This window comes from Lactobacillus sp. W8093 (assembly GCF_016100925.1).
GTDB classification, from domain to species: domain Bacteria; phylum Bacillota; class Bacilli; order Lactobacillales; family Lactobacillaceae; genus Lactobacillus; species Lactobacillus helsingborgensis.
In genome coordinates, this window is sequence record NZ_JACFRL010000001.1 from 145,383 (window position 1) to 162,279 (window position 16,897).

The window sequence follows — 16,897 nt, forward strand, 5'->3', positions numbered from 1 at the left end:
GAAAAAAGCACGCTCTTTAGCGTGCTTTTTCATTGTCTAAATTTTTAAAACTCAACTTTGTGATGCCACATTACTGTTAGCAGATAAATAGCAAAATAAGCCAGTAACATTAATACTATTGGCAGCCAAACTTCATAATATGCTGTTGGCAAAACCTGATTGAAAAATCTCAAGCCAAACAAAACATCAAAGACCCCAAATATTGCGGGAATAAAGAACAAAAGCCCGGTTTTGCTCTGCCATGTTCTTTTAGTCAGCCTCTCATTTACTAATTTCTGATCTCGTTTAGCAGCTTTGACTACTATTATCAAGATCGCAATCAGGCTTGCACCAAATACAAATGCCAGTGAGTAGCCCAAGATCTTCATTTCTTTACTCATCCCCAATATCAGCTGATAAGTAGCCGCCTTAGAGTTGCTATAGAGGTGACTATAAGCAAGATTACTTTGAGCCTGTTTATGCTCAATTTTTAGTAAAAACGGCCAGTCTCTATCAAAACTGTTTAGCTGCACCACAGTCAGATATTTAGTTTTACCTTTAATCTTATTTAATTCTGCAGTTGAACGAAGTGCAATTTTTTTATTTTTAAAACCATTGGGAACGAGTTCACGAAAACTGTCATCTGCTAGAGAATTTTTATTCAATTGGTCTAACTTAATAGATTTGACTTGAAAATTGCGTCTACCGGTGCTTTTGACATACTTAATTGGATTATTTGCCAATTCATTACGAACAAAATAAAAGTGCCCTTTTGTTTCTTTATAATGATAAGTTTGTTGCTTTTTAATTTTTAGTTGCGCCACATCGTTTTTAATATTGGCGGTGTTGCTGACAATTACGCCATCATAATAAGTTCCCCTCTTAATATCTTGAGAAAAGGCATTAAAGTCATGACTTAAAGCCAGAGCGCCCATAGTCAAGGCGAAAAGTAAGGAAATGATAGTAAAAACGCCAGCATAATGATGAAGTCCCAGCAGCGTTTTTCCTTTAGTTAACTTAATTTTGTTAAACCAAGTTGCAGGCAGCAAGCTTAATAACGAGTGGCAAAGTAAATAAGTACCTGACACAATTGTAACAAAGGCTGCCAATAAAGTATTAAACAGATTTTGACTAGGCAAATTTAGTATAAAATAGCCGGTTACTATTAGTATCAACCCTAAAACCATTTCAATTATTCTTAGTCCTAAATGTTTTTGAAAAATTGCAGGTGCAACTTCTTTTGCAGCTACACTTTTTAAAATAGTTCTGGTTAACCTATAAGTTACTACTATGCCGCCAACAATTATTAGAACCGCCAGTAACATAGCCACTTGCATGCCTGAATTTATCCGCAGAAAACTGTTAATGACGTTAAAATTCGGCACATTTGGTTTTATTAAACCGCTAAATAACTTAATAATTAAAGAAGCTATATCCAACCCTAAAATAATACCAGCAATTATCATCAAACCGCCAATAATGAGTGTCGCACAAAGTTCTATCAGTCCAACGCGCATATTTTTTAATTTTTGCATCAAGATCACCAAACTTTCTGTTCGCTCCTTCAAGCAGACCACCTTTTAACTTAATTATAGTTAGCGCTACCAACTTTTTAATAAGCTATCTATTTTCTTTAGCATATTTTAATACTTAGTTTTTAAAGCATTTCCCTTTATAGAAAACTTGCTTATCTTTATAATTTTTTTCCGGTCTAAACTTTATAAATAATCCATCTACAAATGCTTCATAAATATGATCATCTACTTTAGACATAATTTTTAAATCTTCGCTTAACTTACAAAACATTTTTCCCATGTTTCTAATTAATCTAAATTGAGCACAATAAGAATTAATTTATGTAATAAATTTTCAATTTTCTTACTCCTTTCTATTTACTTCTAGTTTATTACGATTTTATATAAGCATATAAAAAATGTCATATTTAACTCTTAATGGTTTAATATGACATTTAAAAATTTTATTTATTAGCAATCATTAGTTCTTCAAGTTCTTTACCATAACTGGGCATGCCAGCAATTTTTACACTTTTAATTATTATTTGTATTTTATTAAGATACTTAGGATTTTGATCATAATGATATTTGACTATATTTTCAAAAGCTGGAGCAATAGTTTTATAGAAAAATATATCTGGTTTTGTTTTGATTTGTTGTTCACTACTAACATAAAATGCTGTTTCTTCGAATTTTTTGTTACGAATACACAAAATCATCATATTAATAATTATAGATAAAACTAACTTCTGAATATCTATGCTACTTGAACCAATAAACTGACGTATTACTCTTTTTGAAATCAATAAATTACTATCTAAATCATAAAAACTCATAAGGTTGCAGTACAATCTTAAACTATCAGAATTAAAATGAGAAACATCAAACGTTCTTTCTTTCAATCTATCTATAACGCCACTATCAATACTGGAAAGATTTTTGTTAATTATTGCAATAAAGATATCAATTATATCTAATTTATCTTCTTTATTTGGAAAATCACTTTCCGCAACAAAATTTCGTATTTGCTGCAGATCATGCACAGAATTTTGATAATACGCTTCATTAACCATTCTATCAATCTCTAGGTTCTCGTCATGTACGGTCTTCGCCTGGTGGTTTAACTTACCAAAAAAATCAGTTAATGAAATTTTGTTAACGTTTAATAGTTCAATTAAATTATCTGCTGAAATGCTGCTTAAATTTTTTTCAACTTTTGCATAAAATGACGGGCTTACCACATCATTAACCCATTGCCTTTGTGTTTTCTTTTGCTGAATGCGATAGTCTTTTAGTAATTCACCAATTGTCATTTAAATTTCCTCAACTATTTGATTAACTATCAAATATTAAATTCTTTAATTTTATTATAATCTATTATAATCAAAAAATATAAAAGTATTATTAAATTAAAAATGAAAATTATATAATGCTGAGGTAAATTGGGTTATTATCTATCTGACTACGACAGGCTCTTATCGTTAAATTGGTATTGATTAAAATCAACAACTACATCATACTTTTGCAGTTCTTCTGGATCGTAATGATGAATAACTTCAACAAAAGTAAAGTTTGAATCAAAAATATATTGGTGAATTGCCTTTGATGAAGTTTTATCAAGTGAAGCATTAATTTCATCCAGTAATAAAATTGGTCGATTGGCTAAAATAGCCCGTGCCACCTCAATTCTGGACAATTGGCCACCAGATAGTTGATCTGCATTGTCACCTAATTGATAATCAAATCCCTTTTCTTTAATTAATTGTCCTAACTGTAGTCCTTGACATACCTCAAGAACTTTTTCTTTAGCTATATTGGCTCCTAGAGTTAGATTAAACCAAAGCGTATCAGAAAAAATAACTGCACTCTGGCTGGAATAGGCAAACAACTTAGTAAACGATCCTGCCGCTACTTCGTTATGATCAAGTATAATTTTTTTAGATTTACCATACTTACCATACATTAGAAACTGTAACATCGTAGATTTCCCTGATCCTGAGGGTCCGATGACCGCAACTTTTTGGCCAGACTTAATATCAAGATTAATATGTTGTGCTAATACCTTATCCTGACGCATTAAATCTAGGTCTTGCACTTGTAGTTCATTAAATGTAGGATCATTGGTTTGTTCACGCTCCACATTATCTGCTTTTTGTATATATTGCTTTATCTTTCGAACAATTGGCTTTGTAGTAGACAAATTATTTCGTTCTTGCAGAATTTGTAAAATTGGATTTACAAATGAATTCGATAATTGCGTTATTGCAAAAAGAGCACCTAAAGTAGTTTGGCCTTTAATTACTAATGCAATACCAATTGCAAACGGCAATAAATAAGTACCCATAATTGCAATTGCATTAAGAAAAGCACTGGTATTAGTATTAAGCACATTCATCTTGGCTAATTTTTCTTCTAATTGGTTAACTTTATACTGATTTTGTTTAACTGCATTATCCTGCTTATCATATAAATTAAAGGTAGCAGTACCAGATAACAAATTTTTAGTTTGATTAACATATTTATCATTAGCATTTGTCCAAGCCTCTGCAGCATTTTGAATAGGCTTTTGGAAAAAGGTGGAAACAATTGTTGGTATAACCGAACCAATAAAGAATATTATTGTAAGCTGCCAATTTAGATACAAAGCGAATGCCATAGCAAATACGACAGTGTATGAATAAATCAAAATTCCTATTTCAGCATCATAGCGATTTGTTTCCAAAAGTTTAAAATCATTAGTTAAAAAACCTAAATTAGAAGCATTTTCTTGCTCATCCGAGAGCATACCCCTCATCACTTTAAGCCTTAACTTAGTATTGACCTGCTTAGCAGCGTCTGCTTTAAGATAATCAAAAATTAAAGTAGCGACTAAAATTAAGATCAATAACAAAATATTTTTACCAAAAAAGACTGGAATAGCTGCAAAATTTTTAGCTGTTGCCAAATTAATTAACGAACCAACAATGTATGCTGTAACAATATTCTGCATACTGGAAATTAATCCAAAAATATTTAAACAAAAAAACTTAAAATGCGAATAATATTTATAAACCATGATTTTCTTTTCCTTTCAAAAAACCTTCGTTATTTATATAAATAATATAATTGCCTTTTTATTTTTATTAATAAAACTGTCATATTTGACGCAAATAAGGTGGATATGACAAATCCAAAAGCTAGCAGAATTTATTTCCTATCGACTTTCACCTATACCAAAGTAGCTTAACATAGTATATTAATTGAAATAGAGCTAAAGCCAAGTAACTAGCAATTTTAAAAGGTACATAAAAAATAAAGCAGTAATCAAAAAGAGGTAGGACAAAAGTCCATTTCTTTCTGATTACTACTTAAATAACCGAAGCATCTTTTCGATTAAATTGGCTAATTTATCAAAATCTTGTCCTAGCTTGCGCAATGCAGGCGTTAGACTTGTTAGTAGTAAACACTTCAGAAGAAATAAATGTACAATCCTTCCCATGCTATCACCTTTTTTCGGGGAGGATCGAAAGGCGTACTTCACTATTCTCTCATGTGTTCTTATGCTATAATTTCAGTAGAAGAAATAAAGTGCGATCTTTGCATGCAAAAGAGGCGTACTAGACGTCTAGGCAATCCAGTGGATTGCTTTTTTGCTTTTTTAAAAGAAAGCCTAGGCTGCCCACTTTAACTTTCACAAACCAGAACCCAGCTACTTACCCTCCTGCATTCGTTACATGCTTTCGGGGATAAACTTATCACTGGATCACGGACTCAACAAAGAACTTCTTTGAGTTCTTAAAAGCAGAAATGCTTTATAGTCCGGGGGATTGCCATCAAAACTTAATCGAATTGGAGAAGGGCAATCAGTGATTACATTAATAAAAGAATCAAGAGCAGATTAAAAGGCTTGACGCCGATTGAATATCGACATCAAGCCTTAACAAAATAATTATTAAAAATTCTAATCTAACTTTGGGAACTCACCCTAAAATTATTCAGTTGTTAGGACAATCTTTTGATATAACGTAACTGTTAACAAGTAATAACCCAGATAAAGCACAATAAATATTGTGAATGGAATCCAGATATTATGGTATGGAGATATCAGCAATGTTTTAAACAGTTGTAAGCCACAAAGGACATCTATTATGCCTAAAATTGCAGGCATGGTGAACAAAGTACCAATTTCCTTTCTAATTGAACTACGTAACAATCGTTGTCTGGCACCAATTTCATGTAGCATCTGGTAGCGTACCTTGTCACTAGCGGCACCACTTAAAACTTTAAACATTAACGTCGAAGCGAGCATAGTCAGAAATGCTATTCCTAAGAAAAAGCCCATAAATTCAAAAGCACTGGTAAAGCCAATCATATTATTATAGTTATATGATTTGGAAGAAAGGTAAATATCTTGGTAATTGCGATTTTCCTTCAGTTGCTGTTTTTGAATTTGTTTAATCACTGGAAAATCATGGGCAAAGTCTTTGACATTAATATAACTGACGAATTTTTTCTGACCACTAAGTGTACTCCACCTTTTTGGTGAAACTAGCTTAATTTTCTTAGGAATGCCGTTAGGCACCATTTGACTAAAAATGCTGTTGGCAGCTGTTTCCGGTCGATCCAGTTCGGCAGTAACCAGTGTTTTCACTTTATATGTAGGTAAATTGTCTTGATTGTCATGAAAATAGATTTCTATTTCTTTCAGCGGCTGTTTTTCAAATTCCGCGCGGTTAAAGTAAAGATGCATCCCCTTTTCTTTGTAGTGATAAGTCTGCTTATTAGTAATGGTTAACTTAGCTTCTGCTTTTTTAACTGCTGGCGTATGACTAACAATTGTAGCATCATAATAAATGCTTTTTTGCGTCTCATCCTTCATGGAGCCAAAATTAAGCCCCACTGTGATTGCACCTAGTGCCAAGGCAAACAGAATTGAAATCATAGTTAATATCTTGGTATAGCTTTGCAAACGAAATTTCAATTGCCCAAGAGTAAATTCATTAATGCCACGATACGAAAAAGATTTTTTATTAAGTAAATAATTAATTATAGCTGTAAAGACACCATTAAAGACGAAGAAAGAACCAACAATAATTGTTACTAAGGCGGTGGGAATAAGAAAGTAAATATATCTGGTGGACAAAGTCATTACATAGTAACCGACAGCCAGCAAAAGCACACCGCAAATTGCTTCAATTCCCCGCAAAACTGGATGATGATTAAGATTAATGGGAGTTTGATCTTCGTGTAAAAGATCAATTACCGGAGTATGTGTAAGTTTGTGCACATTGCTCAGTGCACCCAAGAGAAAAATAATAACAAAGAAAAGCAAAGTCCCTATTATTGCGCTGGGTAATATTGCCTTATAGTGCGTAATTTCGAGCCCTAATTTACCTACCAGCACCTTGGTAACTATTGTGGTCAACCCGAGCCCCAGTATTATTCCCAGTAGAACTGCTAAAAAGCCGGTTAACAGAGTTTCAGAAAAAATTAGTAAGCCAATCCGCGTGCTTTTGGCCCCGAGCATCATATACATGCCATAGTCATGTTTACGCATACTTAACAAAAATGAATTGGCATAAATTAGGTAGACGGATGTAATGATTACTAACAAAATAATGCCAAAGGTAAAAATATACGTCAGGTATGCTGTTCTACCATAGACATCTTTACTAATAAATACAGGGTTAGTAGCAATTGACAAGAACATATAGAAAATCATGCTGGCTACAATCAAGCCGGAAAATAATACCAGATAGTCTTTCAGCCTATTCTTAATACCCGTCACGGACAGCTTCCAAATCATTACTGCTCCTTTTCTTTTACTAAAAACAAACTTGTATTAATTACCGCCCCAATTTTATTCATGTGCAAGCACAATTTTTTCATATAATTTCACCGTTAATAAGTAATAAATCAGATAAAGCACGATAAAAATTGTAAACGGAATCCATAAATTCTGGTAGGGGTGCGGCAAAAGCAATTTAAACAGTCTTAACCCGAAAAGCACGTCGATTACGCCCAATACACCGGGTAGAAGAAACAGAACTCCAATCTCATTTCTGATAGATTGACGCAATACCTTTACCCTTGTACCAATTTCAAATAACATTTGGTAGCGCACTTTGTCACTGGCTGCGCCACTTAGCACCTTGAACATCAGGGTTGAAGCCAGCATGGTTAGAAAGGCAATACCTAAAAAGAAGCCCATAAATTCAAACCCGCTGCTGAAATTCTTGATTAACTGGTAACTGCCAGCCTTGCTCGAAGTATATATATACTCATAAGCAGAATTTTCTTTTAACTGCTGTTTTTGTAATTTTAAGATGGTGGGGTAATCTTGATCGAAATTTTTCACATTTACGAAACTGACAAATTTATTCTGCCCTTTTTTCTGTGCCCACTTTTCAGGTGAAACCAAGCGAATAATTTTAGCGATACCATTAGGAACCATAGCGCCAAAAGCATTGTTAGCATACGTTGCTGGCACATCTAATTTTTCAGTAGGCAAGTTGATCGTCTTGTAGGCGGGCTGACCATTTTTCATGTAAAACTTGACGTTTTTAACTGGATTATTATTAAATTCACTGCGGTTAAAGTATAAATACTTGCCCTGTTCCTTATAATGATAAGTTTGCTTACGGGTAATAGTTAGCTTATTTTTAGCCTGCTCAACTTTGGGAGAGTCACTGATAATAGTGGTGTCATAATAAAAATTGCCTTCAAGCTGCTCACTGAGGGTGCCAAAATTAAGTCCCACAGTAATAGCACCAAGTGCCAAGGCAAAAAGCAGTGAAACCACGGTTAAAATTCGGGTATAATCATGCAGCCGAAACTTCAACTGGCCTAAAGTAAATACCCGGATGCCATGATAAGAAAAGCTTCTGCGGTTAAGCAAGAACCCAATTAAGGCACTGAAAAAAGCATTAAATGTGAAGTATGAACCGGCAACTATGGTCACTAGCGCTGCTGGAATAATAAATAAGATAGCACCGCCAGGAAGACCCAGAATAAAGTAGCCTGCAGCTAAAAGTAACAGACCCAGTATTCCTTGAATCCAGTGCAAGACCGGCTGGCGTTTGTAGGCGACCGGCTTTTGGTTATCACGCAATAATTCAATTATCGGCGTCTTGGTTAATTTACGGACATTTTTCAAAGCACCAAATAAGAAGATGAAAATGAAGAAGATAATCGTCCAGATAATAGCATTGGGTAAAATAACGGCAAAATGCTTCACCGTCAAGCCTAAACGAGATATCAGCAGCTGCGATACAATAGCGGTCAGACCAACGCCCAGCATAATACCAACTATTGTGGCCAAAATACCGGTTATCAAAGTTTCCAGAAAAATTAGTGCCCCGATTTTAGTACTCTTAGCTCCGAGCATCATGTACATGCCGTAATCATGTTTGCGCATGCTCAGTAAAAAAGAGTTGGCATAAACCAGGTAAACCGCAGTGATGATGACCAACAAGACAATACCAAAACCAAAGGTAAAGCGAACATAGTTACTTGGTGCTGCAACATCATTTTTGATAAAAGTAGGATTAATGGTGATTGTGAGGAACATGTAAAAAATCATGCTGGCAACAACCAAGCCGGAAAACAAAACCGCGTAATCTTTAAAGCGACTCTTGATTCCTGTTAAGGACAACTTCCAAATCATTTTTGTTCTCCTTATTCATCAGTATCTAAGTGATCAATTAATAGATGATAAAATTCCTGCCTCGACTGCCCATTTTTCAACATTTGTTCACCAATTTGGCCGTCTTTAATAAATAAAATGCGACTGGCAAAGCTGGCAGCAAACGGATCGTGCGTAACCATCAGAGTAGTAATACCATCATTTTGGTTTAAATCAGCCATAGTATAAAGCAGCTCGCGGGCGCTCTTTGAATCCAAGGCGCCAGTTGGCTCGTCCGCAAGCAAAATTGCCGGTTCATGCACCAACGCCCTAGCAGCTGCCACTCTCTGCTTTTGCCCACCAGATACTTCAGCAGGATATTTAGCCAATATTTCTCTAATCCCTAACCTAGTCGCAATTTTGTCAACCAGCGGATCAATTTTTCTGGGAGAAATACCCTGTAAGCTTAAAGGTAAAGCAATGTTTTCGCGATTAGTTAAATTTTCCAAGAGATTGAAATCTTGAAAAATAAAGCCAATTTGCTGACTCCTAAAATCAGCCAGCTGATTAGCATTTAACGTGCTGTTATCTTCGTGATTAATAAAAACATTACCCGTTGTTGGTTTATCTAAAGTCGACAAGATATTGAGCAACGTTGTTTTACCAGAACCAGAAGCACCCATAATCGCTACAAATTCGCCTGAATTGACCGCAAAATTAATTCCTTTGAGAGCCTGATACTGCTTTTCGCCCCGCTTGCCGTATGTCTTAGTGACTTGATCTACTCGTAAAATTTCAGTCATTTGTATAATCCTCTTTGTAATACTTGTGTACTATTTATCTAATACACTAATTTAACTACTCAACATTGTCAACAAAAAAATAAGCCTTTCAAAAATTGAAAGACTTATAGCAGCTTCTTTCCTTGATGCTACTGGTAAACAAGAAATATTAAATTTTGTTTAAAAATTTGCTGGGTTTATCCTAGTCGAGCTAAAACCTTATTGAGCGGGGTAACAATAATCGGTGTCACCACCGCAGTAAACACCGCTTCAACCAGACCATTCATGCCTAAAGCAATTATTAAAGCTTTAATTAAGGGCGTGCCGTGGCTAAAATTGCCTAAGTGCCCTACTAGTTGAGCGGGATTACCCATAAAAATAAGGCTGGTTAGCAAAATTACAAAAATGGTGTTGGTCAAAGAAGTAATAGCACCAGCGGCGGTATAACTTACTTCTTTAAAACGGTTTTTCTTTTTAACGGTTAATTTGCCAATTAGTCCGGGGAATAGTCCCGCTAAGACACTTGGAATCACGGCGATAACAAAATTCTGAAAGAGCATTAAACTCACAATATCTCCCGGTTGGGTATAAGCCTGTACCAAACGGGCAATACCCCAGAAAATACCAAAGAAAGTCCCGGCTATTGGTCCCATAATTAAAGAATAGATAGCAACAGTCAAGGGAACAGTTGTGATAGCAGGAAGTGTCGGTAATATTCGAATATAACCGATATTAGGGATGAAAGTTTGCAATAAAAAGATTGCGACAAATATGGCTGTAATAGCCAGGTTCTTAGTTTCTTTTCTACGCATCTAAGTCCTCCTTAAAAAAACACCTTGCTATTATATTGCTTACAGTTATTTGCCGCAAATATTAGCGTCGCTATTAGTGAATTTTAAAAATACTTAAATGCTTTTAATTAGTGTCTGCTGCTAATTACGCTTGAACAATCGAGCCGGAGGCAAAAAAGTTTTTGAACTTATTTGCTTCTATAATTAACTTTTCTCTATTGTCTACTTGCGATAATTTATAACCGACAAAATACGGTGACACAATAAAACGCGAAATTAGTTTCGCACAAATGCCCCGATCGCTGCGCGGATAGAAAAACAGATTATAAGAATCGCACCTGCCATTTGACAAAACTTGCAGCATGTATTTTGCCCCACTCTGAATCCAGTCAGACCACTCATCGATGCTGCTTTCTTCAAGCAGGTTAAAATCGAGTTCGATGTAGCCTTGAACGGGATGAGTACAAACGTTAACTTCTAAACCATTATGTTGATATAAAGTGATGCCGGCAAAAGCACTGGGTCCAATGAATTGGTAGCCGTCCAGCTTTTTTAATCCTACTATCTGCATGTGGGGATGTTCTAATGAACCACCAGAATGCGGACCATAATTTTTGTACCATAAGACAGACCTAAATTTGCCAGAATTGTTCACTTGGTTAAAGCAGGATAGCGAAAAACGCATTAAAGCGCGATTATAGTCCACTGAATAAGAAGTGATGTCACCTTGATGTTTGCTAGATTCAATTAGAACCGTTTGGAAAGTGTCATGGAGTGTGGAATACTTGTTAAGCAGCCAAATCATGCCACCCTCACGCCTAAAAATATGAGTGAGCCCTGCGGGGTCGCAAAAGGGACAGCCGGAATTATTTTTAACTTTACGGTAAGAATTAGGTTTATCTTTAGCTATGTTAACATCAAATACTAATGGGTCGTTTTCCATTTGGCAATCCCTCCTAAAAATTTTTCTTAAAGCTTGCATTTTACTAGAGCCGCAATAGATGGTAAACTGTAACCGCAATTATTTTTTGAAATTACGTTTGACGGTGGTAGGACTATGCAATCAAAAAGAAACTTAAAAAAATATAATAACCGCAATAACTTGTTTCTGATTATTATTGGAATAATCTTAATTCTAGCAGTTGTCTTTGGCGTGGTTCTATATAATAATCATGTTGAATCGCAAAAGCAGGCCAAAGCATTCGCTACAAATCATTTTAACCCTAATGTTAATATTTATGGCGTCGAAGTTGGAAACTTAACAATTACTAAAGCAACTGCCAAGATTAATCGGAAAGCGAATAATATCGTTTCTTTGGAAAACGGCAAAGTTGCGATTGAACGCGATCCCAATATTGACACTATCAAAAAGCAGGAAGTTGCAAATTATTTTAAAAAGCAACATACAACCATGCCTGACAAACAAGTTTATGAATACCGCAATACTGATTTGGATGCTGCAAACAAAAAGATGCATGCAGTCAGTCATGCTGTAGTTAATTATCATGTTGCCGGCAAAGATTATCAGCTCAAAGCACAAAAGTTAATTAATCAAGCAATTTATAAAAAAGGCAAGTACAGTTTTCTTAATTCCGAAAATTTAACGGCGGAACTGAATAAAATTGACCAAGAAGTGTCAACAATTCACCAGAGTTACAAATTTGCGGTGCCAAAAGGCAATAAAACAGCAGGAAAGAAAATTACTGTTAAAAATCAAAGCTATGGTTGGGGCGTACATGTCAAAAGAGCCCAAACAGCCGTAGAACAAGCATTTTTAAGCGGAACTAAAAATCTGGATGGCAAGAACTATATTTATGGTCTTGGCTACAGCACTTATGGTTTAGGCTACGGCAAAAGCAATCATGGCATAGGCAATGACTATATTGTAGTTTCAATCAAAAAGCAGGAAATGTGGATTGTGCGTAAAGGCAAGGTGGTCGTTCACCTTAATGACGTAGTTACTGGAACAAAAGACGGTAATAAAAATAACCGCACCCCTCAAGGAGTCTGGTATATTCACTATAAACAAGGTCATGCAGTTTTACGCGGGCGCAATAATGACGGCTCTAAATATGCTTCACCAGTCAGATACTGGATGCCATTTACTTTAACTGGCTGTGGTTTTCACGATGCCGGTTGGCGCGGTGATTGGAGTAAAAAAGCTTATTTAAGAGGCGGTTCACATGGCTGCATTAATATTAAGCCTAGAGAAATCAAACAAGTCTGGCGCAATGTAAGTAAGCACCAGCCAGTTATTATTTACGACTAAATTTTAGACAAAAAAGTCAAAATATTACGTTGCAAGACTAGCTTTCAGTTCAAAGCTAGTCTTTTTCTTTGTTTCCCAAAATTATTACTCACATAAAAAAGACTAGCAATAACTACAGTTAAAGCTAATCTTTTTAATAATTAGATTTTTATTTCAAACACATTAGTGCAATTCTGGCCAGTATTCTTTATTGGCCTCATATAACTCATCCAAAACCTTTTTACCAACATGATAATCTGGAATAGTCTTATTAAGAACAACTGCTTCTAAAGCGACTTGATATGAACCAGACAGAGCGGCGTCTACTGTCCGTTTCTCATAAGCCTTTTGCAGTTCCATCAGTCCTTTATGGAAAGTTGGAATCTTACCAATACTAATGGTTTCTGCACCCATACTGCCAATGTATGCCGGCACTTCTACAACAGCATCAGTATCAAAATTAGATATTGCGCCATTGTTCTTTTGGTTAACAGTGAAACGCTCGCGGGTGTTATGGATAATTGCGTTGGCAATATCCACGATATAGTTGCCGTGAACACCGGAGTTAAGGGAAGAACCTTTAGCTGTGCCGGCTTTTAAAACCCGACGACATTCTGTGAAGATTCTCTTTTCACGTCCCTGCATTACCCAGTCACCACGTGTGAAGTTAACATCTGATTCAGCCATCATTACATCAGGCATCAGGTAATATTGCAGGTAGCAGTTAGGGAAATATTCAGGGAAACGCTTGAAGATGGTAATCATACGCTTGTACGTATCAATCCAATATTGGTCATCAAGAGTTTCGTCATTCCATTGTGCAAGGGTGTCAATCTTACCGGATTGCACATCTTCACGCAGTTGTGGCAACAAGTCTTTACCATTCTCATCAATCATTGACGTCCACCAACCAAAGTGGTTCATGCCAAAGTATTTAAAGGTAATATCTTTTAAATCTTTGTGGAAGTATTGTGCAATTGCGCCCTCAATTGAAATTGGCATATCACAGATACAAATAACTTTTGCTTCTGGAAATTCGCGGTAAATTGCTTCTGATAAAATCGCTTCAGGGTTAGTGTAATTTAAAATCCACGCATTTGGACAAATTTGCTTAACCTTCTTGATGATAGCAATAATATCTGGGATTACCCTCATCGCGAAGGAAAAACCGCCAAGTCCACAAGTTTCTTGTCCAATAACGCCATTACGAATACAAATTTTTTCGTCTATTGCCCGTTGTTTATTTAGACCTGGACGAATTTGCATAAAGAGAAAGTCGGCATCTTGCAGAGCTTCTTCTAGATTGGTTGTATAAGAAACATGAACCGGTGAACCTGTCTCTTTGTAATACATTTTGGTGTATTGCCCTAAAAGAGATACTCTTTCTTCATCAGTATCATATAGAACCAGTTGGTTCATATCCAAGTCAGCAGAGCGTTGACGTAAAACTTCCAAGATACTTGGTGATTGAGTTGATCCGCCACCAATGATTACAAATTTATTTGCCATTTCAATAAGCCTCCTATGTTACTTTCCGCTTTGGGATGGGTGTTTTTTCAGATAATCAAGATATTCATCGACTTTATCATGAATACTCTCGACATCGACTCCGAATACAATCTGAATATTATGACCATCTTGCATGACGCCTTTAGTACCGGTCTTTTGCTTCAATAGATCCATATCCAATTTGCTTGTATCTTTAACATCAACACGAAGCCGAGTATAACAATTAACCATTTCATCGATGTTTTCTGGACCACCTAGACCAGTTACAATATTTTTAGTTTGATTATCAAATTTTGCAGTGTCTGCAGATTCTGCATCACTGTCACTTTGAGCAAGTTCTTCTTCTGCCTCTTGAACAGATTCATCTTCACTTTCTGCACCATTAAGTAGTGATTCGTCAGCATTAGCACGTCCAATAGTTGGAATGTTGAAACGCTTAATCATAAAGACGAAGACAAAGTATTCAAGTAAACCGGTGACGACAAACATTATTGGTATGAGATACTGGTGCCCCAGCCTTGCCGGAAAGGCAAAACTGTTAATAATCATATTAATACCGGTATCAAACTGAATATCAATACCAACTATATTTGTCAAAAATAGACTAATTCCGTAAACAACTGAGTGAGCCAGCCATAGTAATGGTGACAAGAACAGGAACATAAATTCCAAAGGTTCGGTAACACCTGCTAAAAAGGCTGTAGTAACAGTTGGGATTAGAATAGCCGCAACTTTTTGCCTATTCTTCGGCTCTGCCATCTTCCAGAAAGCAAAAGCAATACCGATAGGTAATGAAATTGAACCAAAGTTAGACAGATAACCAATAGATTGGTGCATTGCAGTAATATGACTTGGGTTACCTAATTCAGCTAGCCAAATGTTAAACGCACCAGTGTATAGTTTGCCGGCAATTCTGGCAGTACCACCAAGTGGAGTGTAAAACAAAGGCATCCATAAGAAGTGGTGCAATCCAACAGGTAAAAGCAAACGGTTCAAAAGTCCATAGAGGAAGAACCCAATGGATCCCGTAGTTGACATTACCTTAACAATGTTTTCAATGACCCAGTTAACTGCTGGCCAAACATAAGTAATCGCAATTGCGAACAGAATTGTTACAAATACTAAAATAATGTAAACAGATTTTGTTCCTGCATAAGGTGATAAATACTTATGGAGCTTAATATTACCCCATTTATTTACCATCCAGCCTACTAGGATTCCTAAAATAATCCCGAGGAAAACTCCCATATCAGTGACTTGGATACCGAAAACCATGTTTTGTCCAGTACCATATAGTCCCTGAGAATTTGGCTTAGCCAAACGGTGAGTCAATTGCAGCCAAGAGTTGTTGGCGAACAAAAAGATTAAATAAGTAACGATACCTAAAATAGCAGCATCAGTTTTATATTTAGGCTTAGCTAAAGCTGCAGCGATACCTACACAGAAAATACAACTTAATTGTCCGATCATACCGCTTGAGAGAATATTGTAAATAAAATTACCGGTATCTTTCAAAACGGTCGGCATTAAGTCCAACTTCAAAATGGCACAAACTGATAAGATAATACCAGTTACCGCCATAAACATAACGGGTTGAATTATTGCCCGCGAAAATACATTCGCGGACTTCATAAACTTACCCTTCATAATTTTGCCTCCTTTACACTTTTTTATTTAAAAATTAGGATATGGAATCACTTCTACCTGATTTTCTTGCAGCTTCTGTTTAAAAGCCGAATCGCAAAGAATTGTCACTTCTTTAATTCGGGGTATATTAAATGAAGAACCAAAGTAAAGAGTTTCATCCACAAATGCGGGATGAACCATAAACTCAGTTATTTGATTGTCTTGCAGGCGATCAAGAACAGCTTGTATTTCTATTAAACATTGCTCTTGATCCGCATGATAAGATTTATCCAAACTGCGAATATGCGGGTAATTCATCAGATCATCAAAACCAGCAATTCCTCTTTGATATGACAACTTAACTTGATCTTCGATACCGTAGCAATTTCTAACCGGTAACTGATACTTATCAGAAATACGCTGAGTAAGAGCTAAGTTCTCAGGAAAAGAATGAACATGGTGATGACTATCTAAATGAGTCAGCTCCACTCCTTTACTTAATAAGAAATCGACTTGCGCGCACCACTCACGGTAAATTTCCCCCGGATCCATTTCACTGCGATGCTCTTTATAGCCGGCCAAATGATAAAATTCGCCGTTTTCATCAACTAGTGACTTAGCGTCCGTCATGGGTTTACCAGTTGTGATGTTGAGGTGACAACCAACTCCTAAGTCTTTGTTTTCACTTGCTAACTTGATTGCCTCTAAACAACCTGGCATGTTCGCCATAAGTGTTGTAGAAGAAACCATCCCATCTTTATACGCTTTAATAACTCCTCGATTTACAGCCAGTGAATAGCCAAAATCATCGGCATTAATAACAACTTGCTTCATGCACACACGCC

Annotated in this window: 12 protein-coding genes and 1 pseudogene; 2 read left to right on the plus strand and 11 right to left on the minus strand. The window is 35.9% G+C overall.

Annotated features, from left to right (window positions below; genetic code table 11):
• Nucleotides 1–44: 44 nt before the first annotated feature.
• The 3 genes from H3T47_RS00690 to H3T47_RS00700 all read right to left on the minus strand — a co-directional run bounded on the left by H3T47_RS00690 (nt 45) and on the right by H3T47_RS00700 (nt 4,548).
• Entirely contained in the window at nt 45–1,547 is a 1,503-nt protein-coding gene (locus tag H3T47_RS00690) for a hypothetical protein (RefSeq protein ID WP_199282212.1), read from the minus strand.
• Nucleotides 1,548–1,957: 410 nt separating this feature from the next.
• Nucleotides 1,958–2,806 carry a helix-turn-helix domain-containing protein gene (locus tag H3T47_RS00695; RefSeq protein ID WP_038520966.1) on the minus strand — a complete coding sequence of 283 codons (849 nt, stop codon included), beginning with the start codon at nt 2,804–2,806 and terminating at the stop codon, nt 1,958–1,960.
• A gap of 149 nt (nt 2,807–2,955) precedes the next feature.
• Nucleotides 2,956–4,548, minus strand: a complete 1,593-nt coding sequence (locus tag H3T47_RS00700; protein WP_038520963.1) for an ABC transporter ATP-binding protein — start codon at nt 4,546–4,548, stop codon at nt 2,956–2,958.
• A 707-nt stretch (nt 4,549–5,255) separates the two neighbouring features.
• Between H3T47_RS00700 and H3T47_RS09385 the strand changes: the two are divergent.
• Nucleotides 5,256–5,421, plus strand: a pseudogene (locus tag H3T47_RS09385) (IS3 family transposase); the annotation flags it as partial.
• A gap of 42 nt (nt 5,422–5,463) precedes the next feature.
• Here H3T47_RS09385 and H3T47_RS00710 read toward each other — a convergent pair.
• The 5 genes from H3T47_RS00710 to H3T47_RS00730 form a co-directional block, all read right to left on the minus strand.
• Nucleotides 5,464–7,278: an FtsX-like permease family protein gene (locus H3T47_RS00710; RefSeq protein ID WP_199282213.1), complete on the minus strand. Its 1,815-nt coding sequence runs from the start codon at nt 7,276–7,278 to the stop codon at nt 5,464–5,466.
• A gap of 54 nt (nt 7,279–7,332) precedes the next feature.
• A complete protein-coding gene (locus H3T47_RS00715) occupies nt 7,333–9,138 on the minus strand; it encodes an FtsX-like permease family protein (RefSeq protein ID WP_199282214.1) in 1,806 nt (601 codons plus the stop codon).
• 11 nt (nt 9,139–9,149) lie between these two features.
• Nucleotides 9,150–9,899 (minus strand): ABC transporter ATP-binding protein, encoded by a 750-nt coding sequence (locus H3T47_RS00720; RefSeq protein WP_199282215.1) that lies wholly within the window; start codon nt 9,897–9,899, stop codon nt 9,150–9,152.
• 176 nt (nt 9,900–10,075) lie between these two features.
• On the minus strand, nt 10,076–10,690 hold the full coding sequence (locus tag H3T47_RS00725; protein ID WP_199282216.1) for an ECF transporter S component: 615 nt from the start codon (nt 10,688–10,690) through the stop codon (nt 10,076–10,078).
• A 124-nt stretch (nt 10,691–10,814) separates the two neighbouring features.
• Nucleotides 10,815–11,612, minus strand: a complete 798-nt coding sequence (locus H3T47_RS00730; protein WP_187159336.1) for a DUF4931 domain-containing protein — start codon at nt 11,610–11,612, stop codon at nt 10,815–10,817.
• A gap of 114 nt (nt 11,613–11,726) precedes the next feature.
• Between H3T47_RS00730 and H3T47_RS00735 the strand changes: the two genes are divergently transcribed.
• Complete coding sequence (locus H3T47_RS00735; protein ID WP_046326636.1) at nt 11,727–12,938, plus strand: L,D-transpeptidase; 1,212 nt, start codon at nt 11,727–11,729, stop codon at nt 12,936–12,938.
• Between the two features lie 162 nt (nt 12,939–13,100).
• Here H3T47_RS00735 and H3T47_RS00740 read toward each other — a convergent pair whose 3' ends face one another.
• From H3T47_RS00740 to H3T47_RS00750, 3 genes are read right to left on the minus strand one after another with little or no spacing between them, the layout of a single operon-like run.
• On the minus strand, nt 13,101–14,426 hold the full coding sequence (locus H3T47_RS00740; RefSeq protein ID WP_038520944.1) for a maltose-6'-phosphate glucosidase: 1,326 nt from the start codon (nt 14,424–14,426) through the stop codon (nt 13,101–13,103).
• An 18-nt stretch (nt 14,427–14,444) separates the two neighbouring features.
• Complete coding sequence (locus H3T47_RS00745; protein ID WP_109917943.1) at nt 14,445–16,073, minus strand: PTS transporter subunit EIIC; 1,629 nt, start codon at nt 16,071–16,073, stop codon at nt 14,445–14,447.
• 27 nt (nt 16,074–16,100) lie between these two features.
• Nucleotides 16,101–16,886, minus strand: coding sequence for a carbohydrate deacetylase (locus H3T47_RS00750; protein ID WP_199282217.1), 786 nt, complete (start codon nt 16,884–16,886; stop codon nt 16,101–16,103).
• Between the last annotated feature and the right edge of the window lie 11 nt (nt 16,887–16,897).

Excerpts from the sequence above, each read along its gene's own strand:
- H3T47_RS00695 (WP_038520966.1), bottom strand. The coding sequence starts at position 2,806 with ATGACAATTGGTGAATTACTAAAAGACTATCGCATTCAGCAAAAGAAA.
- H3T47_RS00700 (WP_038520963.1), bottom strand. The coding sequence starts at position 4,548 with ATGGTTTATAAATATTATTCGCATTTTAAGTTTTTTTGTTTAAATATT.
- H3T47_RS00710 (WP_199282213.1), bottom strand. The coding sequence starts at position 7,278 with ATGATTTGGAAGCTGTCCGTGACGGGTATTAAGAATAGGCTGAAAGAC.
- H3T47_RS00715 (WP_199282214.1), bottom strand. The coding sequence starts at position 9,138 with ATGATTTGGAAGTTGTCCTTAACAGGAATCAAGAGTCGCTTTAAAGAT.
- H3T47_RS00720 (WP_199282215.1), bottom strand. The coding sequence starts at position 9,899 with ATGACTGAAATTTTACGAGTAGATCAAGTCACTAAGACATACGGCAAG.
- H3T47_RS00725 (WP_199282216.1), bottom strand. The coding sequence starts at position 10,690 with ATGCGTAGAAAAGAAACTAAGAACCTGGCTATTACAGCCATATTTGTC.
- H3T47_RS00730 (WP_187159336.1), bottom strand. The coding sequence starts at position 11,612 with ATGGAAAACGACCCATTAGTATTTGATGTTAACATAGCTAAAGATAAA.
- H3T47_RS00735 (WP_046326636.1), top strand. The coding sequence starts at position 11,727 with ATGCAATCAAAAAGAAACTTAAAAAAATATAATAACCGCAATAACTTG.
- H3T47_RS00740 (WP_038520944.1), bottom strand. The coding sequence starts at position 14,426 with ATGGCAAATAAATTTGTAATCATTGGTGGCGGATCAACTCAATCACCA.
- H3T47_RS00745 (WP_109917943.1), bottom strand. The coding sequence starts at position 16,073 with ATGAAGGGTAAGTTTATGAAGTCCGCGAATGTATTTTCGCGGGCAATA.
- H3T47_RS00750 (WP_199282217.1), bottom strand. The coding sequence starts at position 16,886 with ATGAAGCAAGTTGTTATTAATGCCGATGATTTTGGCTATTCACTGGCT.